This is a genomic window from Gordonia sp. 'Campus' (assembly GCF_022206305.1).
Lineage (GTDB): Bacteria > Actinomycetota > Actinomycetes > Mycobacteriales > Mycobacteriaceae > Gordonia.
Genome location: NZ_JAKOIW010000002.1, coordinates 1 through 18,222, shown reverse-complemented (window position 1 = coordinate 18,222; position 18,222 = coordinate 1). Strand labels below are relative to the sequence as shown.

The following is an 18,222-nucleotide window of genomic DNA, read 5'->3' as shown; positions in this document are numbered from 1 at the left end:
CCGTTCACCCGGGTCCGGCTCACTGGACCCCGTGCGGATCGTCCAGCTCGCGAACTTCTACGGCGGACGCTCCGGCGGTCTACGCACCGCGGTGGACCGATGGGGCGCCGGCTACGTGGAGGCAGGACACGACGTCGTCCTGATCATCCCCGGCGCCGACCCCGGCGAGGAGGTGCTCCCCTCTGGCGTCACCCGGATCACCGTCGCGGCACCACGCATCCCGGCCTCGGGTGGCTACCGCCTGGCGTCGGCACGTCGGGTCGCCGACGTGCTGGCCCACATTCGCCCGGACGCCCTCGAGGTCTCCGACCGCCTCACTCTCCGCGGCTTCGGCCGGTGGGCGCGCGCCCGGGACATCCACTCGACGATGGTGTCCCACGAGCGTCTCGACCGCTTACTCGGTCAGATCATGCCCGGCCCGACGGCGCGGGCGCTCGCCGACCGAGCCAACGCGGCCACCGCCCGCGACTACGACACCGTCGTCTGCACCACCGACTTCGCCGCCGCGGAGTTCGATCGCGTCGCGGCGCCCAACGTCGTACGCGCCCCACTGGGCGTCGACCTCGACATGTTCGACCCGCGGCACCTCGATCCGAATCTGGGCGAGCAATGGTCCGACGGCACCGGCGCACTCATCGCCCACTGCGGACGCTTGTCGGTGGAGAAACGCGCCGACCGCAGCATCGCCGCGCTCAACAGACTTCACCGATCCGGGACATCCGCGCACCTGGTGATCGCGGGCGACGGGCCGATGCGAGGCCCGCTGCAACACCTGGCGCGCGGACTCCCGGTGACATTTCTGGGCCATCTCTCCGATCGGAAGCAGGTCGCCGCACTCCTTGCCAGCGCCGACCTCTCGCTCTCCCCCGGACCGCACGAGACGTTCTGCCTGTCGGCGCTGGAATCACTGGCCGCCGGTACACCGGTCATCGGCTCCCGATCATCGGCCGTCGCCAGCCTGGTCGACGACACGTGCGGCGCGGCTGCCGAGGACTCCGGGTCGGGTTTCGCCACCGCGATCCGCCAGGTACTCAGCCTGCCTCGACTCGACCGCGAACGTGCGGCCCGGGACCGGGCCACCCAGTACCGCTGGCCCGATTCGGTCGCGCGGATGCTGGGCGTCCACGCCGGCACCTGAACCTTCCCACCCCACCCGTGCGCACAGCCGACGGGATCAGACGCACAGTCGGCGGGATCGGGTGCACGGTCGACGGGATCGGGTGCACGGTCGACCGGTTGAAACTGTACCGTCTGGACGGTACAGTTATAAGCGAGGTCAGGATCGATCGGAAGGAGGCCACCATGGCACGGACGACCGGACGCAGCCCGGCCGACACCCGGCGGTTGATCCTCGACGCCGGCGCCCGGCTGATCGCTCGACGTGGCACAGCGGTGTCCGTCGCCGACATCGCGGCCGCGGCCGGGGTGTCCAAAGGCGGACTGCTCTACCACTTCCCCAGCAAGGACGACCTGCTCGTCGACCTCTCGGCAGACCTGATGGCGCGGTTCCGTGCCGACGTCGAGCGCGCCGCGGACGAGGAGGAACAGGGCCCCGGTCGGCTCACCAGGGCCTACATCCGGGCGAGTTTCGCCGACGCGAAAGACTCCGAGAGCCTGCGCGACCAGATCGCACTCGCCGCCCGGTTGATGTACGAATCCGGTGCCGAACACGTCGCCCAGGAGGACGCGGATCGGTGGCGCGCCGCGCTGCACGACGACGGCCTCGACCCGGCGATCACACGGTTGATCATCGCCGCAGCCGACGGCTCCAACACCGCACCACTGTGGGGGGCCGTCCTCGACGACGCCGATCGTGCGGCGCTCGAAGCCGACCTCCTCGCACTCACCTACGACCCGACGAGCCTGTGCGGCTCGTCATCCGACACACCCGCAGAGAAGGGATCATGACCGACATCATCTACCGCCCGTACCGATCCACCGACGCCGACGACGTCAAACGGATCATCGACGAGGCGTTCTACATCCATCGATACGTCCACGGCTCACGTGTGCTCGACAGTGCGCTCGAGATCTACCTACGCGAACGCCTACTGGCGAGCACCTGGACCCGCGTCGCGGAGAAGGACGGTTCCGTGGTGGGCATCATCATGGGGCGGGTCGACGGCGAGCCGCGCCTCGACGACCGGACGACCAACCGTCTGCGCCTGTGGGCGCACACCGCCCGGGCCACGATACTCGGACTGCCACAATGGAAATCGCTGCAGGGCTTCTTCGGATTCGACGACGTGGCCGCCGAGATCGCCGCCGCAACGGGGAAGCCCCTCACCGATGAGCTGACCCTCTTCGCGGTCGCCTCCACGACCCGGGGACACGGCGTCGGGAAGTCGCTGTACCAGGCCTATCTCGACCACCTGCGGGACCGTGGTCGCACCGACTACTTCCTCTATACGGACTCGCTGTGCACGTTCGGGTTCTACGAACGACAGGGCATGTCACGCGCCGGGGCCGGCGACATGGGAGTAGTGCTCGACGGGGCCCCGGAGAAGCTCGGGGTGTACGTGTACACGGGCAGCGTGAGCTGACCTCGCAGGCCGCGGTCACGCCGCGAGAGCCATCAGCCGGCCAGGGCCCGCAGCGCCGGAACCAGTTGTGCCAGAGCCTTACCGCGGTGACTGAGCGCGTCCTTCTCCTGCGGCGACAGCTCGGCGGCGGACCGCCCCGCAGCCACCTCGTCGTCGGGAGCGAACAGGGGGTCGTATCCGAAACCGTGCGGCCCGCGTTCGACACGCAGGACGCGGCCGCGCCACTCCCCTCGCACCACGGTCTCGTCGCCGCCGGGCAGCACGAGCGCGCACGCCGACACGAACGCCGCGCCGCGCCGCTCGTCCGGGATGTCCGAGAGTTGGGCGAGCAGGAGCGCGTTGTTCGCCGGGTCGTCTCCGTGACTGCCCGACCAGCGTGCCGACAGCACTCCCGGCATCCCGTTCAGTGCGTCCACCGAGATCCCGGAATCGTCGGCGAGACAGGGTAATCCGGTCGCCCGAGCACCGGCGTGCGCCTTGATCAGGGCGTTGGCCTCGAAGGTCGCCCCGGTCTCGGGTTCCTCGGGGTACTCGGGCACCGCGTCCAGGCCGAGAACGTCGAGGCCGGTGATGCCCGCGGCATCGACGACGCGCTGCAGTTCGGCGAGCTTCTTGCGGTTGCGGCTCGCAAGCAGGACCGACGGCATCAGACGCGACCGGGGAGTTCGCCCGGGTACGGCTCGGCCAGGACCTCTCGCTGCGCCGCGAACAACTTCTCCGTGCCGATGGCTGCGACGTCGAGCAACGCATCGAGTGTCGACCGGGCGAAGGTGGCACCCTCCCCGGTCCCCTGCACCTCGACGAGTGTTCCCGCGTCGGTGGCGACGACGTTCATGTCGACCTCCGCGCGTGAGTCCTCCTCATAAGGCAGGTCCAACCGCACCCGGCCGTCGACCACACCGACGCTGACGGCGGCGATGGCACACGAAAGCGGTTGCGGGTCAGACAATTTGCCCGCAGCTCGCAGGTAGGTGACCGCATCGGCAAGTGCGACGTAGGCTCCGGAGATGGCCGCGGTCCGCGTACCGCCGTCGGCCTGCAGGACGTCGCAGTCGAGCGCGATGGTGTTCTCCCCCAGCGCGCCGAGGTCGATGCACGCTCGCAATGAGCGACCGATCAGACGGCTGATCTCGTGGGTACGTCCACCGACGCGGCCCTTCACCGATTCGCGGGAGGACCGATCATGGGTGGCGGCCGGCAGCATCGCGTATTCGGCCGTGAGCCAACCGAGTCCGGACCCACGACGCCACGGCGGCACGCCGTCGGTGACGCTCGCGGTACACATCACTCGAGTCTTGCCGAATTCGACCAGGACCGACCCCGCGGGATGGCTGGTGAAGCCCCGCGTGAACGTGATGGGACGCAGTTCGTCGTCGGCTCTGCCGTCAGCTCGTGTGGTCACGGGTCTCACTGTAACGATCCGGTGCCGGGCCCCGCCTAGGTGAGGTCGAAGATCTGGCCCTGATGCACGAGGTCCACCGGCCCTGAGAAGGTGCTGCGCGCCTCGGCCAGGATCTCGGCCGAATCCGACCACGGCGCCACATGCGTGATCGCCAGCGCGCGGACATTGGCCTTGGTCGCGGCCTCCCCCGCTTCGATACCCGACATGTGCAGATCCGGCGGTCGTTCCGAGGGGGCGTGTGTCCACGACGCCTCGCACAGGAAGAGGTCGGCGTCGGCCGCGAGATCGATGAGTTCGTCGCATGGCGCGGTATCCCCGCTGTAGACGACGACCTGCCCGTCGGGCCCCGTGATGCGCAGGCCGAACGTCGACGGCGGATGCTTCACGCTCATCGCCCTGATCCGCATGCCGCCGAGGGTGACCTCGACGTCGTTGCTCAACTCGTGGACGTCGAACGTGTCGCTGATGTCGTCGGGTTGCCCTGGGAACTCCGACGATCCGTACCCGATGCGCAACGCTGTCCCGGGCGGGCCGTACAGGGGCGCTCGTTGTGTCGCCGGCTCCGGGGCGTACCGACGCCAGACGAGCATGGCGGGCAGGTCGAGACAGTGGTCGGCGTGCAGATGACTGAGCACGACGGCGACCCCGTTGGGATCGGTGACCCGTTGCAGCTCACCGAAGACCCCCGGGCCGCAATCCACCAGGACGGGTTGTTCGCCGGGGACGGAGAGCAGGTAGCCGGAGCAAGCCGCCCCCGGTCCGCCCACACTGCCCGAACACCCGAGGACCGTGAGACGCATAGGCCCCACTGTGCCACGATTTCGTAGGTCGCCGCCGTCATACCGGGTCACAAGTGCGCGGCGATGGACCGCGCGCCGATCACACGTGCTGGACCGCTCCGATCACCGGACCGAGGAACCTGCTGGACAGCTTCGCGAACATGTCCGGGTCGCCCGTCGCCTGGAAGAGGCGCGTGGCGGCGCGCCCGGCGTGGGGATGCAGCATGTCGTTCTCGGTGAGGACACGGAACAGGTCCTTCGCGGTCTCCTCGGCACTGGAGACGAGCGTGACCTCGTCGCCCATCGCGAGCTGGATCACCCCGGAGAGCAACGGGTAGTGCGTACATCCGAGGACCACCGTGTCCACGCCTGCCTGTTGCAGGGGTTCGAGATAGCCCTGGGTCAGCCCGAGGATCTGGCGGCCACTGGTGATCCCCCGCTCGACGAAGTCGACGAACCTCGGGCACGCCACCGCGGTGATCACCGCATCGCGGGCCGCCGCGAACGAATCCTGGTACGCGCGTGAGGCGATCGTGGCCTCGGTGCCCAACACCCCGATCCGCCCCGTCTTCGTGGCGACCACCGCGCGCCGCACGGCCGGGAGCACGACCTCGATGACCGGGATGGGTGCATACCGCTCACGGGCATCGCGCAGGCACGCCGCCGAGGCCGTGTTGCAGGCGATCACGATGGCCTTCACGCCCCGCTCGGCCAGGTCGTCGCCGATCGCCAGTGCGTGTCTGCGGATCTCGGGAATCGTCAGCGGCCCGTAGGGCCCGTTCGCGGTGTCACCGATGTAGACGATGTCCTCGTCGGGCAGCAGGTCGATGATGGCGCGCGCGACGGTGAGTCCGCCGACCCCGGAATCGAAGATGCCGATGGGTGCCCCCGCGTCGGAGACGCCGGCGGCCAGACCCGCGTCCCACCCGGCTATGACGACACCCCCGTGGTTTCGGCACCCTGCCGCCTGCGCCGGTCGCGAGCGCCCAGCAACCAGGCCGCGAGCACGCCGGCGACCGCGCCGAACAGATGCGCCTGCCAGGAGATCATCGGGTCCGACGGCAGCACCCCCCACAGGATCGAGCCGTAGACCAGGAAGAGGACCGCGCCGCCGAGGATCTGCCAGAGGTCGCGGTTGAACAGACCCCGCACGATGAGGAACGTGAGCCAGCCGAAGATGATCCCGGAGGCACCGACGGTGATCGAGTACGGGGCGGCGAACAGCCACACCCCCAGACCGGACACCACCCAGATGATGCCGGTGACGACGAGGAACCGCTGCGTCATCAGCACGAGGAAGCACAGCACCGCACCGGGCATCAGATTCGCGAACAGGTGCTGCCAGTCGGCGTGGAGCAGGGGCGCCCACAGGATTCCGTCGAGTCCGTCGACCTGACGGGGCTCGATTCCCGCGGAGTCGAGGTCGTAGCGCAGGGCCGCGTCGATCAGTTCGATCACGAGCAGCGTCGCGACGATGCAGACGGTGATGATCGCCGAACGCAACCACAGCGGGCGCGCTCGCCGCGCGGGCTGCTGCCCGACCGGCGGGGTGTACGAGCTCATGGCCTAGGGATTCCTCGGTAGCGGGGTCATGCCCAGAGCTGGCCTTCGAGTGCCTGCTCCGCGTCGTCGAGACTACCTTCGTACGCGCCGGTCGACAGATACTTCCATCCCGCGTCGGGGACCACGAACCCGATGTCCGCCCGGGTCCCCGCCTTCAACGCGCGCCTGCCGATGCCTCGTGCCGCCTGGAGGATCGCACCCGTGGAGATGCCCGCGAAGATGCCCTCGAGATCGATCAGTTCGCGGACTCGCGCCACCGCGTCGACACCGGTGACCGAGAATCGCCGGGTGAGGACCGTGTCGTCGTAGAGCTCGGGGATGAAGCCCTCGTCGATGTTGCGCAGCCCGTAGACCTCGTCGCCGTAGCGCGGTTCGGCCGCAACGATCTCGACCTCGGGATTGCGTTCGCGCAGAAAACGTCCCACACCCATCAATGTTCCGGTGGTCCCCAGACCGGCGACGAAGTGGGTGATCTCGGGGAGGTCGGCGTAGAGCTCCGGGCCCGTGCCCTCGTAGTGCGCGGCAACGTTTGCCGCGTTCCCGTACTGGTAGAGCATCACCCAGTCGGGATTCTCCCCGGCGAGCTTCTTGGCCACCGCGACCGCGGTGTTGGACCCGCCCGCCGCGGGCGAGGAGATGACCTGTGCGCCGAACATGCGCAGCAACGACCGCCGCTCCTCCGAGGTGTTCTCGGGCATCACGCAGATCAGCTGGTAGCCCTTGAGTTTGGCGGCCATGGCGAGCGAGATCCCGGTGTTGCCGCTCGTGGGTTCGAGGATCGTCGAACCCGGGCGGAGCAACCCGTCGCGCTCGGCCTGCTCGATCATCCGCAGTGCCGGCCGGTCCTTGATCGACCCCGTGGGGTTGCGGTCCTCCAGCTTCGCCCAGAGTCGGACGTGCGGACCGTCGTCGGTGTCGTCCCAACGCGGGGACAGCCGTTGCAAACCGATCAGCGGGGTGTTGCCGACCGAGTCGATCAGTGAGTCGTAGCGGGTCACGCTCAGCAGCCGCCGGCGACCGCGGGGAGGATGGTCACCTCGTCGCCGTCGTCGATCGAGGTGTCGAGGCCGCCGGAGAACCGCACGTCCTCGTCGTTGACGTAGATGTTGACGAAGCGGTGCAGTTTCGCGGTGCCGGTCGCGTCCGGGGCGACGAGGCGTTCCTTCAGACCGGGATTGCCCGCCTCCAGGTCGTCGATGAGGGCGGCGAGCGTCGCGCCCGACCCCTCGACGCGCTTGGCGCCGCCGGTGTGGGTCCGCAGGATCGTCGGGATGGATACGGTGACGGACATGCTCAGCTCCTGATCTCGATGTCTTCTTCGGTGACCGCACCGTCGACGATGCGATAGCTGCGGATCTCGGCGGTCTCGGGGTCGCGCGTGGACACCAGCACATAGTGCGCACCCGGCTCCCCCGCATACGAGATGTCGGTGCGACTGGGATAGGCCTCGGTCGCCGTGTGCGAGTGGTAGATGACCACGGGCTCCTCGTCCCGGCGGTCCATCTCGCGCCACACGGACAGCTGTTCGGCAGAGTCGAATCGGTAGAACGTCGGCGATCGTTCGGCGTTGACCATCGGGACGAATCGTTGCGGGTCGTCGGAGCCCTCGGGGCCGGCGATCACCCCGCACGCCTCGTCGGGATGATCGGCACGCGCATGCGCAACCATGGCGTCGATCAACTCCTGATCGATCCTGAGCATCGGTCTCCCGTCTCCTGCGCGGACGTTCGTGGCGCCCCGAGTCTTCTCGCGGCCTCCTCGGTTCGGCAACATCGCCGCCGGCGCCCCTATTCCGCGACCCGGTGTGATCGGCGTCGCGTGCGGTCCCTGCAGCCACCGACCACGGGGCTCGCGTCATCCGCCGGAACGTCATTCGGCAGCCGTACAGTTCCGCGATCAATCGCTTGACGCCGCTAGTGTCCAATCGCAACGGCGCCGGGGGTGCGTCGAAAACCCAACGGAGGAGACACTTCTCATGCAGCGAGTGCAACGGGTGGCGACGACCGCTCTGTCCGCGGGGATCGTGGCCGCGATCGCCCTGACGGGATGTTCGCCGTCGGAGACCGGATCTCCCACGCCGACCGGGAGCGTGTCCGCCTCGACCACGATCATCGCCGACCCCGCCGCCCAGATCGCCGCCGCCGCGGACAACACCGCCTCCCTCGACGGCGCCCACCTCGATCTCGACGTCGCGGGTACCGTGCCCGATCTGAATGCCAAGAAGGTCACCGCAGATCTGGTGACCACACCGGACGACGCCGCGAAGGGCGAGGCGACCGTCGTCCTGGGCACCAAGGATCCGCAGGAGGTCGCGGCCCCGTTCGTCTACGTCGACGGAGTGCTCTATGCCGACATAGCCGGCGACGGGTACCTGAGCTACGGCGACGGCAAGTCCATCTACGACGTCTCGGTGTTTCTCGATCCGGAGAACGGGCTCGCGAACGTCCTGCGCGAGTTCCGGAATCCCACCGAGATCGGATCGGAGACGATCGCCGGGGTCGAGACCCGGCAGATCAACGGCACCGTGCCCGCGGGAGCCCTCGCCGCACTGACCGGCGCCCGGCAGATCGTCGGCCCCCGGGACACTCCGGTGCCGATCACCGTCTGGCTGACGACCGGCACCAATCAGCTCGCGCGGCTGGTGTTCGGTCCCGACCCTGCCGACAGTGCCACGACGATCACCGTCGACCTGTCCGACTGGAACAAGACCGTCGCGGTCACCAAACCCGACGTGATTCAGACCCCGACCGAAACACCCTCGGGTACAACGACTCCCGGTCAACCGACCCGCGACCCGGCGGGCGGGTAGTCGCGATGCGCACTCCGTCCACCACCCACCGAGGAGCACCCATGACCGATCTCCGCCAGGGCCTGTCCCGGCGCATCACAGGCCTCGCCATGGCGGTCGTCGCCGTCGCGGCCGCACTCACCGGCACGGCGGTCACGGCAGCGCCCGCCCACGCGTACCACGACTACTACGGCGCGCTCGCCCTGTCCCCGTCGACCGGTTCGGTGGGCCGGGCCCTCGACTACGGCTCCGCTGCCGCTGCAGCAGCAGCGGCGACCCGCGTCTGCCCGGCTGCGGACTGTCGGGTGGTGGCGCAGTTCGTCAACGGGTGCGGCGCGATCGCATCGTCACCGAGCTACTGGGGATACGGGACGGGGTCGCGGCTCTACACGGCCCAGGCCGGTGCGCTGTACCACGCCGGTGGCGGGTCGATCTACTACTGGGGTTGCACCAGCGGACACCGCTGACCCCGGCTGACCGCCCCGGTCGGCCCGGTCGGCCCGGTCGGCCCGGTCGGCCCGGTCGGCCCGGTCGGCCCGGTCAGCCGAAGGCCGATGGCGCCGCCTGGGCGTAGGTGGGGATCGAGGCGACCGGCTCGGCCGCCAGGACCGCGTCGACGATCGCCCGCTGCACCACATCGGCCGCGACCCGGCACACCTCGGCGACCACCGCGACGTCGGCGTGCATTCCGGCGGGCGACGGGACGGGCGACACGGGCCGGACCGCTCCGGTCGCCACACCGAAGATGGTGTCGCCGTCCAACGGCGAGTGGGCCGGCCGGATCGCGCGACCGAGCCCGTCGTGTCCGGCCATCGCCAGCCTCTTGGTCATGGCGGCGTCGAGCACCGCGTCGGTCGCGACGACGCCGATGGTCGTGTTGAGCACTGTGTGTTTGGCGGCGAGGTCGGCGAGCCGGGCGATGTCGTCGGCGTCGGGCCGGCGGAGACCGAGTCCCGCGAGCGCGCTGTCCCCGAGATCCCACGGCGCACCGGTCTCGGGGTCGATGACCGCGCCCACCGGGTTCGCGACCATCACCGCGCCCACCGTGATGCCCGCCGCCGGACCCGCCTCGATGGTCGTCGCCGCCGTCCCGACGCCGCCCTTGAGCGCACCCGCGCGGGCACCGGCGCCCGCGCCGACGCATCCGACGGCGAAGTCGGTTCCGGCGGCTCGCGCGGCCTCGGCCCCGAAGCCGGCATCGGGCCGCAGGTCCCAGGCCCCCACCGGCAGATCGAAGATCACCGCGGCCGGCACGATCGGTACGACGTGGCCCCGGTCGTCCAGCGGCAGACCCACGCCCTCGGCCTCGAGCGTGCGCATCACCCCGTCGGCCGTCGCGAGACCGTAGGCGCTTCCGCCGCTGAGCACGATCGCGTGCGCGGTCTGCACGGTGTTCGACGGGTCGAGCAGATCGGTCTCCCGGGTGCCCGGACCTCCCCCGCGGACGTCGACCGCGGCGATCGCCCCCGGTGCGGCCACCCGCACCACGGTCGTACCCGTGGCCCAGCCGTGTCCGTCCGGTGTTCCGGAACCGTCAGACGAACCGGCGACCCGCGCATCGGGGTCGACGCGATGAGCGTGCCCCACGGTGATCCCCGCGATGTCGGTGATCCGGTCACCCTGTCGGGCCGGTCGTCCGGTGGTCGTCACAGAATCCCTCTCGTCGTCACGGACACAGTTCCTTCGCACGCACGGCGCGTCCCGTCGAAGCGAGTCACATCAGGGCTTCGACGAGCAGATCCTGCATCACGGTCAGCCAGTGATAGACGTCGAGGTGCGCCGCGTGCGGATGGTCCGGCGGCAACTGGTCGGGGGTGTCCTCGGAGATGCCGAGCATCGCCCCCAGCGCCAGGCGGACGTCGTTGAGCGCGGCCAGCCACGCGGTCGCCTCGTCGGGCGTCAGTGCGAAGTCGCCACCGCCGGCGGGCAGGGTGTCGAGCAGCACCCGCGCGGACTCGAGCTTCGCGTCGATGATCTTCGGCTCGTTCACACTGCGCAGAGCCGAGTTCAACTTTCCGTTGACCACCTCGGCGGAGAGCTCGTCGTCCTGGTCCGGCCGGTGGAAATCGGGTAGCAGCCGGCCGAGGGTCACGTCGTCCGGCGCCTCCGAGTGCCCGACGCGGATACCGGTCAGCGTCGCGAGATCGTCGCGTGGCGCGGAATCGGCCCGCTCCGTGAGCAACTCACACATCGACGTGACCATCGACGCGAGGAGCTCGGCCTCGTGGGCGTCGAGTTGGGAGGCGATGCGGATCGAATCGCCGCGGCCCTTGCGTTTCCAGGTGCGCACGGCTTCAGTGTGCCCGGGCCGTCGCGGACGGTGGCGATGCGGTTCCGGATCGGGCGGTCACGAATCCCGCTGCATCGTCGCCCACAGGCCGGCGGCGTGGAGTTTCCGGACGTCGCCCTCGACCTTGTCGCGATCGCCGGAGGACACCACGGCCTTGCCCTCGGTGTGGACCTGCATCATCAGTTCGTTGGCCCGGGACTCGGAGTATCCGAAGATCTTCTGGAAGACGAATGTCACATACCGCATGAGGTTGACCGGGTCGTCCCACACGATCGTCATCCAGGGCTTGTCGAGTCCCGCCGCGCCGTCGGCGACCTCTGGTTCGGCGACCGCCGTACCGCCGGGGGTAGCCTCGTGCGCACGAGTTTCGTCAGGCGCCATAGGGACAGGGTAAGCGATTGTGAGCATCGACAACACCGCGCTGCTGACCGATCAGTACGAACTGACGATGGTCGCGGCAGCGCTCCGCCACCCGGTTGCACACCGGCGGTGCACATTCGAGGTGTTCGCACGCCGCCTGCCCGACGGGCGGCGTTACGGCGTGGTGGCCGGCACCGGGCGGATTCTCGACGAGCTGACGCAGTTCCGGTTCGGCGACGAGGAGATCGCGGTCGTCGAGAGGTTCCTCGACGCCGACACCGTCGCCTGGCTGCGGAACTACCGGTTCTCCGGAGACATCGACGGGTACCGCGAGGGCGAGTTGTATTTCCCGGGATCGCCGATCCTGACGGTCCGCGCGACCTTCGCCGAGGGCGTTCTGCTGGAGACCCTCATCCTCTCGATCCTCAACCACGACAGCGCGATCGCGTCGGCGGCCGCCCGGATGGTCAGCGCCGCCGGAGCGCGCCCGATCATCGAGATGGGATCGCGTCGCACACATGAGCGGGCAGCCGTCGCCAGTGCGCGCTCCGCGTACATCGCCGGTGTCGCCGCGACCTCGAATCTGGAGGCGGCGCGTCGTTTCGGGGTACCGAGCGCGGGCACCGCGGCCCACGCCTTCACCCTCGGCTTCACCGGGCCCGACGGCCCCGACGAGAAGGCTGCGTTCGCTGCTCAGATCGAGGCCCTGGGTGTCGGCACGACACTGCTCGTCGACACCTACGACATCACCCAGGGCGTCCGCAACGCGATCGAGGTCGCCGGACCGGAGCTCGGCGCCGTCCGGATCGACTCCGGCGACCTGGGCGTGCTGGCACGTCAGGTCCGGGCCCAGCTCGACGATCTCGGCGCCGTCGACACCAAGATCGTGGTCTCCGGTGACCTCGACGAGTACGCGATCGCCTCGCTGCGCGCCGAGCCCGTGGACACCTACGGCGTCGGCACGTCGCTGGTGACCGGAAGCGGTGCACCGACTGCCGGTATGGTCTACAAGCTCGTCGAGGTCGACGGCGTACCGGTCGCCAAGCGGGCCAGTCACAAGGAGTCGCGCGGCGGCGCCAAGTCCGCGGTCCGCGCCGCGCGCTCGAGCGGCACGATCGTCGAGGAGATCATCTATCGCGCCGACGCCGACCGCCCGGCCGCCGACGGGTTCGGGTTGCGGGATCTGCAGATCCCGCTCGTCCGGGGCGGCGATCCGGTCGACTCGCTGTCGACCCTCGCCGACGCGCGCGCCCACCTCGCGGCAGGTCTGGTGAGCCTCCCGTGGGAGGGTCTCGGCCTCTCGCACGGAGACCCCGCCGTTCCCACCCGCTACGAGCTGGGTTGACGACCCGCCGATCCGCCCGAAGAACAGCGGCCCCCTGAGCCGACGAACCCGCTGAGCCGACACACCCGACAGATGAGCCAGGAGATCCGATGAGTACCGAACGCAACGACGGCACCAGGCCCGCCGACGCGTTGATCGTCGTCGACGTCCAGAACGACTTCTGCGAGGGCGGTGCCCTCGGGGTCAACGGCGGCGCGGCGGTCGCCCGGGCGGTGACGACCATCCTCGACGAGTACCGGACCGTCGTGGCGACGCGGGATTACCACATCGATCCCGGGGACCACTTCTCCGACGACCCCGACTACGTCGACACCTGGCCGCCGCACTGTCGGGTCGGGACCGACGGTGTCGCGTTCCATCGCGAATTCGATGCCGATGCAGCGCACGAGATCTTCTCGAAGGGTGAGTACAGCGCCGCGTATTCCGGCTTCGAGGGCGCCGCCGAGGACGGCTCGACACTTGCCGAGTGGCTGCGCGACCGCAAGATCGCGACGGTCGACATCGTGGGTATCGCCACTGATCACTGCGTGCGCGCCACGGCGCTCGACGCGGTCACCGCCGGCTTCACCACCCGGGTGCTGCTCAACTTCACCGCCGCGGTCGGGCAGGAGACCACCGCAAAGGCGCTGACGAGTCTGCGCGAGGCCGGGGTGGAACTGGTCGGCGATCTGCTCTACGACGGTTCGACCCGCACCGGCTGACCCGATCGGAGAACCCACGACGGGCACGGCACCGCCGCACCCGAGGGAACCGGCGGGCACCGCGATCCGTCTGATACACCACAACGCACGACCGTCGCGGATCCATCAGACGCGACGCCCACCGAGAACAACCCCGGAACCCACATCACATGTCCAAGACACCCCCGGTGACCGATCTGCTCGACGCCGCGGTCACCGCGCTCGGCGGAGCCCGTCGCGACGGCCAGGTCGCGATGGCCTCCGCGGTGGCGCACGCCATCGACACCGGCGAACACCTCGCGGTCCAGGCCGGCACCGGCACCGGCAAATCGCTCGCCTACCTCGTGCCGGCGATTCGCCACGCGGTCGAGAGCGGCCGGACGGTCGTCGTGTCCACCGCGACGATCGCGCTGCAACGCCAGCTCATCGAGCGCGATCTCCCCCGCCTCGCGAAGGCGTTGAAGAAACCCATCGGCCGCGAGCCCACCTTCGCGATCTTGAAGGGCCGAGGAAACTACCTGTGCCTCAACAAGATCCATTCCGGGACGGCCGATGAGCCGGATACCGAGCTGTTCGATCCGTTCGAGCTGTCGCGCACCGGCCGGGAGGTCACGCGCCTGCGTGAGTGGAGCAGCGACACCGAGACCGGCGACCGTGACGACCTCGTGCCCGGCGTGTCCGACCGCTCCTGGCGGCAGGTGAGCGTCTCGGCCCGTGAGTGCCTCGGCGCGGCGAACTGTTCCTACGGGGAGGACTGTTTCGCCGAGCAGTCCCGTCGCCGTTCCGGCAAGGTCGACGTGGTCGTGACCAACCATGCGCTGCTCGCCATCAACGCGACGAGTCCGGCCAACGTGCTCCCCGAACACGATGTCGTCATCATCGACGAGGCCCACGAACTGGTCGACCGGATGACTTCGGTGGCCACCGACGAACTCTCGGCCGCATCCGTGGCGCTCGTCGCCCGACGCTGCGGCAAGCTCGTCGACGAGGAGACCGCCGACGCCCTGCTCGGAGCGGGCGAGCAACTGGGCGAACTGCTCGAGAACGCGCCGATGCGGCAGTGGACCGGACTCCCCGCCGATGCGACCACGGTGTTGGTCATGCTGCGCGACCGGCTGTGGCAGGCCCGCAGCGCCATCGGACCGGTGCGCATGGCCGGAGCGGCCGACGACGGTGCCGCGGCCGCCCGCTCCGCGGCGTTGACCTCCCTGGAGGACATGCACGACTCCGTCGTCCGTATCTTGGGCGCCTTCGACGAGCCCGACGAGGCCAAACGTCGCGACGTGGTGTGGGCGGCACTCGACACCTCGCGGCGCGGAGCCGAGCCGCGACCGGTCCTGCACATCGCACCGCTGTCGGTCGGCGGGCTGCTGCGGGCGTCGCTGTTCGCCGACGCCACCGTCATCCTGACGTCGGCGACACTCACCATCGGCGGCTCCTTCGACGCACTCGCCGCGACCTGGGGCCTACCCGCGTCCGGCCGCGGAACCGACCGTCCGGTCGCCGATGAACAGAACGTCTCCGATGTCACGGCGAACGGCAAGGCGGTGCCGTCGGATTCGGGTTCGGCGCGCTGGACGGGCCTCGACGCCGGATCGCCGTTCGATTATCCGCGCTCGGCCATCCTGTACGTCGCGCGGCATCTCCCCCGTCCGGACCGCTCGGGGATCTCGTCACGGGCGATGGACGAGATCGCCGAACTCGTCGGCGCTGCGGGCGGGCGCACCCTGGGTCTCTTCTCGTCGATGCGCGCGGCCCGAGAAGCCGCCGAGGCCATCCGGGAACGCATCGACCACCCGGTGCTGTGCCAGGGCGACGACACCACCTCGACGCTCGTGCGTCGGTTCGCCGACGATCCCGCCACCTGTCTGTTCGGCACGTTGTCGCTGTGGCAGGGCGTCGACGTCCCGGGTCCGTCGCTGAGCCTCGTGCTGATCGACCGGATCCCCTTTCCACGCCCCGACGACCCCCTGCTGACCGCCCGCCAGCGAGCGATCGACGCGCGCGGTGGCAACGGTTTCCTGTCGGTGGCGGCCAATCACGCCGCGCTGCTCCTGGCCCAGGGCGCGGGCCGCCTGCTGCGGTCGGTCGACGACCGCGGGGTCGTCGCGGTGCTCGACTCCCGGCTCGCGACGGCGGGATACGGCGGATATCTGATGGCGTCACTACCACCGATGTGGCGCACCTCCGACCCGTCGGTGGTCCGTTCGGCGCTCACCCGGTTGACCGCCGCGGCGCCCTCGGTGGGCTGACCTCGCCAGACGCCGCGACACCCGGCCGGCGAACACGACGGGCGACCGGTGAACGAGACAATCCCCGCCGCGGGGCACTAGGTTGGGAACCGGTGATACCAACGACGGCGAGACCGACAGCACACCCAGGCCAGGCGCGGGAGCTGACGACAGGAGGCTCCACGTGATCGGGCGCATGGGTATCGACGACATCGCACCCCTCGTCTCGGCCGGGCTTCAGCCCGCCAAAGCCGTTGTGGGAGAGATGCTCCCGGTGAGCACCACCGCATGGCGCGAGGGCCACGACGCCATCGGCGTCACATTGCATGTCGAGGCACCCCAACGACGCGCGCTCGACATCCGGATGACCCCCGCCCCCGAACCGGACACATTCAACGCCGCGTTCGTCCCCGACTCGGTGGGCTTCTGGTCGTACCGCATCGAGGCCTGGAGTGACCCGTACACGACGTGGCGTTCCGCGGTGATCAAGAAGCTCGACGCCGGGCAGGGTGCCGCGGACCTCGCCAACGACCTCGAGATCGGCGCCCGGGTGCTGACCACCGCGGCGGGGCTCGTGTCCGACGACCGACGCGAACTGTTGCTCGACGCCGCCGAACAGTTGCGCGCCCGCCGACGCCGTGTCGAGAACCGCGTCGGCCTGGCGATCTCGGACGAGGTCGTCGAGGTCCTGACCGACAACCCGGTCCGTGAACTCGTCACCAAGAGCCGCACGTACCGGGTGTGGGTCGACCGCAAGCGCGCCCTCTTCGGCTCCTGGTACGAACTGTTCCCGCGATCCACCGGCGGCTGGGACAACGACGGCAACCCCGTCCACGGGACGTTCCTCACGGCGGCACAAGATCTACCGCGCGTCGCGGACATGGGATTCGACGTCGTCTACCTCCCGCCGATCCATCCCATCGGCGAGGTCAACCGCAAGGGACCCAACAACACCCTCGTCGCCGGACCGGACGACGTCGGATCGCCCTGGGCCATCGGCTCCAAGGACGGTGGACACGACGCCATCCACCCCCGCCTGGGCACCGAGGACGACTTCGAGTACTTCGTCGGCCGGGCCCGCGAACTCGGCCTCGAGGTCGCCCTCGACCTCGCCCTGCAGTGCGCACCGGATCATCCGTGGGCCCTGGAGCATCCGGACTGGTTCTTCGTCCAGCCGGACGGAACCATCGCGTATGCCGAGAACCCGCCCAAGAAGTACCAGGACATCTACCCGCTCAACTTCGACGACGACCGCAACGGCATCTACCGCGCCGTCCTCGAGGTCGTGCTGCACTGGGTGAACCTCGGGGTCGACATCTTCCGCGTCGACAACCCCCACACCAAGCCACCGAACTTCTGGGAGTGGCTGATCACCGAGGTCAAGAAGCGCCACCCGAACGTGCTGTTCCTGTCGGAGTCGTTCACCCGGCCGGCCCGGCTCTACGGTCTCGCCCGACTCGGCTTCAGCCAGTCGTACACGTACTTCACGTGGAAGACGCTCAAGTGGGAGCTCGAACAGTTCGGCCGCGAACTCGCCGACCACGCCGATGAGGCCCGGCCCAACCTGTTCGTGAACACCCCCGACATCCTGCACGAGAGCCTGCAGCACGGCGGCCCGGGGATGTTCGCACTCCGTGCGGCGCTGGCCGCGACACTCGCCCCGACCTGGGGTGTGTACAGCGGATACGAGCTCTATGAGCACCGTGCGGTGGCCGAGGGCAGCGAGGAGTACCTGAACTCTGAGAAGTACGAACTGCGGCCCCGCGACTACAAGGCCGCCGCGAGTCGCGGTGAGTCCCTCGAACCGTGGATCACCTCACTCAACGAGATCCGGCGACGGCATCCGGCGCTGCAGCAACTGCGCAACATCCACTTTCACCACGTCGACAACCCGTCGCTGATCGTCTACTCCAAGATCGACCCGGTGTCCGGGGATCGGGTCGTCGTCGTGATCAACCTGAATCCGTTCGGCGCCGAGGACTCCACCGTGTGGCTCGACCTGCCGAAGCTCGGCTTCGAGTGGTACGACCACTTCCCGGTCCGCGACGAGGTCTCCGGCGAGGAGTACTGGTGGGGGCAGGACAACTACGTGCGCCTCGAACCCTGGCGTGCGGTCGCCCACATCCTCGCCCTGCCGCCGTTGCACCCCGACGCCGCACAGCAGCTCGCCTACCGGATCCAGTGAGGTACCCGTGACCGACCGTTCCGATCCCTCGAACACCACCCCGCCCCCGGCGGAAC

The 18,222-nt window shown here is 69.4% G+C and carries 20 protein-coding genes; 9 read left to right on the top strand and 11 right to left on the bottom strand.

Annotated features, from left to right (window positions below; all coding sequences use genetic code 11):
- Positions 1 to 31 precede the first annotated feature (31 nt).
- The 3 genes from MAY35_RS02145 to MAY35_RS02135 all read left to right on the top strand — a co-directional run bounded on the left by MAY35_RS02145 (position 32) and on the right by MAY35_RS02135 (position 2,543).
- Positions 32 to 1,138, top strand: a complete 1,107-nt coding sequence (locus MAY35_RS02145) for a glycosyltransferase (RefSeq protein WP_238418999.1) — start codon at positions 32 to 34, stop codon at positions 1,136 to 1,138.
- Positions 1,139 to 1,302: 164 nt separating this feature from the next.
- A complete protein-coding gene (locus tag MAY35_RS02140) occupies positions 1,303 to 1,908 on the top strand; it encodes a TetR/AcrR family transcriptional regulator (protein WP_238418998.1) in 606 nt (201 codons plus the stop codon).
- On the top strand, positions 1,905 to 2,543 hold the full coding sequence (locus MAY35_RS02135; RefSeq protein WP_238418997.1) for a GNAT family N-acetyltransferase: 639 nt from the start codon (positions 1,905 to 1,907) through the stop codon (positions 2,541 to 2,543). The genes MAY35_RS02140 and MAY35_RS02135 overlap by 4 nt, the downstream gene beginning before the upstream one ends.
- A gap of 32 nt (positions 2,544 to 2,575) precedes the next feature.
- On the opposite strand, the gene MAY35_RS02130 is transcribed toward MAY35_RS02135, so the two are convergent.
- From MAY35_RS02130 to MAY35_RS02095, 8 genes are all read right to left on the bottom strand, one after another.
- The gene (locus MAY35_RS02130; RefSeq protein WP_238418996.1) at positions 2,576 to 3,190 is read right to left on the bottom strand and encodes a non-canonical purine NTP pyrophosphatase; all 615 of its coding nucleotides are present in this window, start codon (positions 3,188 to 3,190) and stop codon (positions 2,576 to 2,578) included.
- The gene (gene rph / locus MAY35_RS02125; protein ID WP_238418995.1) at positions 3,190 to 3,945 is read right to left on the bottom strand and encodes a ribonuclease PH; all 756 of its coding nucleotides are present in this window, start codon (positions 3,943 to 3,945) and stop codon (positions 3,190 to 3,192) included. The genes MAY35_RS02130 and rph overlap by 1 nt, the downstream gene beginning before the upstream one ends.
- 35 nt (positions 3,946 to 3,980) lie before the next feature.
- Positions 3,981 to 4,745 carry a cyclic nucleotide-degrading phosphodiesterase gene (locus tag MAY35_RS02120; protein WP_238418994.1) on the bottom strand — a complete coding sequence of 255 codons (765 nt, stop codon included), beginning with the start codon at positions 4,743 to 4,745 and terminating at the stop codon, positions 3,981 to 3,983.
- Positions 4,746 to 4,824: 79 nt separating this feature from the next.
- On the bottom strand, positions 4,825 to 5,637 hold the full coding sequence (gene murI / locus MAY35_RS02115; protein WP_238419333.1) for a glutamate racemase: 813 nt from the start codon (positions 5,635 to 5,637) through the stop codon (positions 4,825 to 4,827).
- 17 nt (positions 5,638 to 5,654) lie between these two features.
- Positions 5,655 to 6,287, bottom strand: a complete 633-nt coding sequence (locus MAY35_RS02110) for a rhomboid family intramembrane serine protease (RefSeq protein ID WP_238418993.1) — start codon at positions 6,285 to 6,287, stop codon at positions 5,655 to 5,657.
- Positions 6,288 to 6,313: 26 nt separating this feature from the next.
- Complete coding sequence (locus MAY35_RS02105; protein WP_238418992.1) at positions 6,314 to 7,285, bottom strand: PLP-dependent cysteine synthase family protein; 972 nt, start codon at positions 7,283 to 7,285, stop codon at positions 6,314 to 6,316.
- 2 nt (positions 7,286 to 7,287) lie between these two features.
- Complete coding sequence (locus MAY35_RS02100; RefSeq protein WP_238418991.1) at positions 7,288 to 7,578, bottom strand: MoaD/ThiS family protein; 291 nt, start codon at positions 7,576 to 7,578, stop codon at positions 7,288 to 7,290.
- Between the two features lie 2 nt (positions 7,579 to 7,580).
- On the bottom strand, positions 7,581 to 7,988 hold the full coding sequence (locus MAY35_RS02095) for a Mov34/MPN/PAD-1 family protein (RefSeq protein ID WP_238418990.1): 408 nt from the start codon (positions 7,986 to 7,988) through the stop codon (positions 7,581 to 7,583).
- 274 nt (positions 7,989 to 8,262) lie between these two features.
- Between MAY35_RS02095 and MAY35_RS02090 the strand changes: the two genes are divergently transcribed.
- Together MAY35_RS02090 and MAY35_RS02085 are read left to right on the top strand one after the other, a co-directional pair.
- A complete protein-coding gene (locus MAY35_RS02090; protein ID WP_238418989.1) occupies positions 8,263 to 9,096 on the top strand; it encodes an LppX_LprAFG lipoprotein in 834 nt (277 codons plus the stop codon).
- Positions 9,097 to 9,137: 41 nt separating this feature from the next.
- Positions 9,138 to 9,542, top strand: a complete 405-nt coding sequence (locus tag MAY35_RS02085) for a DUF4189 domain-containing protein (protein WP_238418988.1) — start codon at positions 9,138 to 9,140, stop codon at positions 9,540 to 9,542.
- Between the two features lie 73 nt (positions 9,543 to 9,615).
- Here MAY35_RS02085 and MAY35_RS02080 read toward each other — a convergent pair whose 3' ends face one another.
- From MAY35_RS02080 to clpS, 3 genes are all read right to left on the bottom strand, one after another.
- On the bottom strand, positions 9,616 to 10,725 hold the full coding sequence (locus MAY35_RS02080) for a P1 family peptidase (RefSeq protein ID WP_238418987.1): 1,110 nt from the start codon (positions 10,723 to 10,725) through the stop codon (positions 9,616 to 9,618).
- Between the two features lie 64 nt (positions 10,726 to 10,789).
- Positions 10,790 to 11,365: a DUF2017 domain-containing protein gene (locus MAY35_RS02075; protein ID WP_238418986.1), complete on the bottom strand. Its 576-nt coding sequence runs from the start codon at positions 11,363 to 11,365 to the stop codon at positions 10,790 to 10,792.
- A 57-nt stretch (positions 11,366 to 11,422) separates the two neighbouring features.
- The gene (clpS, locus tag MAY35_RS02070) at positions 11,423 to 11,746 is read right to left on the bottom strand and encodes an ATP-dependent Clp protease adapter ClpS (protein WP_238418985.1); all 324 of its coding nucleotides are present in this window, start codon (positions 11,744 to 11,746) and stop codon (positions 11,423 to 11,425) included.
- A 19-nt stretch (positions 11,747 to 11,765) separates the two neighbouring features.
- On the opposite strand from clpS, the gene MAY35_RS02065 reads away from it, so the two are divergent.
- From MAY35_RS02065 to MAY35_RS02050, 4 genes are all read left to right on the top strand, one after another.
- Positions 11,766 to 13,070, top strand: coding sequence for a nicotinate phosphoribosyltransferase (locus MAY35_RS02065; protein WP_238418984.1), 1,305 nt, complete (start codon positions 11,766 to 11,768; stop codon positions 13,068 to 13,070).
- A gap of 89 nt (positions 13,071 to 13,159) precedes the next feature.
- Positions 13,160 to 13,771, top strand: a complete 612-nt coding sequence (locus MAY35_RS02060) for an isochorismatase family protein (RefSeq protein WP_238418983.1) — start codon at positions 13,160 to 13,162, stop codon at positions 13,769 to 13,771.
- Positions 13,772 to 13,920: 149 nt separating this feature from the next.
- Complete coding sequence (locus MAY35_RS02055) at positions 13,921 to 16,002, top strand: ATP-dependent DNA helicase (protein ID WP_238418982.1); 2,082 nt, start codon at positions 13,921 to 13,923, stop codon at positions 16,000 to 16,002.
- A 163-nt stretch (positions 16,003 to 16,165) separates the two neighbouring features.
- Positions 16,166 to 18,166 (top strand): maltotransferase domain-containing protein, encoded by a 2,001-nt coding sequence (locus tag MAY35_RS02050; protein WP_238418981.1) that lies wholly within the window; start codon positions 16,166 to 16,168, stop codon positions 18,164 to 18,166.
- Positions 18,167 to 18,222 lie beyond the last annotated feature (56 nt).

What these genes read in the sequence shown, in the direction of transcription:
- clpS (WP_238418985.1), bottom strand. Translation starts at nt 11,746, where the DNA reads ATGGCGCCTGACGAAACTCGTGCGCACGAGGCTACCCCCGGCGGTACG.
- MAY35_RS02055 (WP_238418982.1), top strand. Translation starts at nt 13,921, where the DNA reads ATGTCCAAGACACCCCCGGTGACCGATCTGCTCGACGCCGCGGTCACC.
- MAY35_RS02100 (WP_238418991.1), bottom strand. Translation starts at nt 7,578, where the DNA reads ATGTCCGTCACCGTATCCATCCCGACGATCCTGCGGACCCACACCGGC.
- MAY35_RS02090 (WP_238418989.1), top strand. Translation starts at nt 8,263, where the DNA reads ATGCAGCGAGTGCAACGGGTGGCGACGACCGCTCTGTCCGCGGGGATC.
- MAY35_RS02110 (WP_238418993.1), bottom strand. Translation starts at nt 6,287, where the DNA reads ATGAGCTCGTACACCCCGCCGGTCGGGCAGCAGCCCGCGCGGCGAGCG.
- MAY35_RS02095 (WP_238418990.1), bottom strand. Translation starts at nt 7,988, where the DNA reads ATGCTCAGGATCGATCAGGAGTTGATCGACGCCATGGTTGCGCATGCG.
- MAY35_RS02060 (WP_238418983.1), top strand. Translation starts at nt 13,160, where the DNA reads ATGAGTACCGAACGCAACGACGGCACCAGGCCCGCCGACGCGTTGATC.
- MAY35_RS02135 (WP_238418997.1), top strand. Translation starts at nt 1,905, where the DNA reads ATGACCGACATCATCTACCGCCCGTACCGATCCACCGACGCCGACGAC.
- MAY35_RS02140 (WP_238418998.1), top strand. Translation starts at nt 1,303, where the DNA reads ATGGCACGGACGACCGGACGCAGCCCGGCCGACACCCGGCGGTTGATC.
- MAY35_RS02120 (WP_238418994.1), bottom strand. Translation starts at nt 4,745, where the DNA reads ATGCGTCTCACGGTCCTCGGGTGTTCGGGCAGTGTGGGCGGACCGGGG.
- MAY35_RS02130 (WP_238418996.1), bottom strand. Translation starts at nt 3,190, where the DNA reads ATGCCGTCGGTCCTGCTTGCGAGCCGCAACCGCAAGAAGCTCGCCGAA.
- MAY35_RS02085 (WP_238418988.1), top strand. Translation starts at nt 9,138, where the DNA reads ATGACCGATCTCCGCCAGGGCCTGTCCCGGCGCATCACAGGCCTCGCC.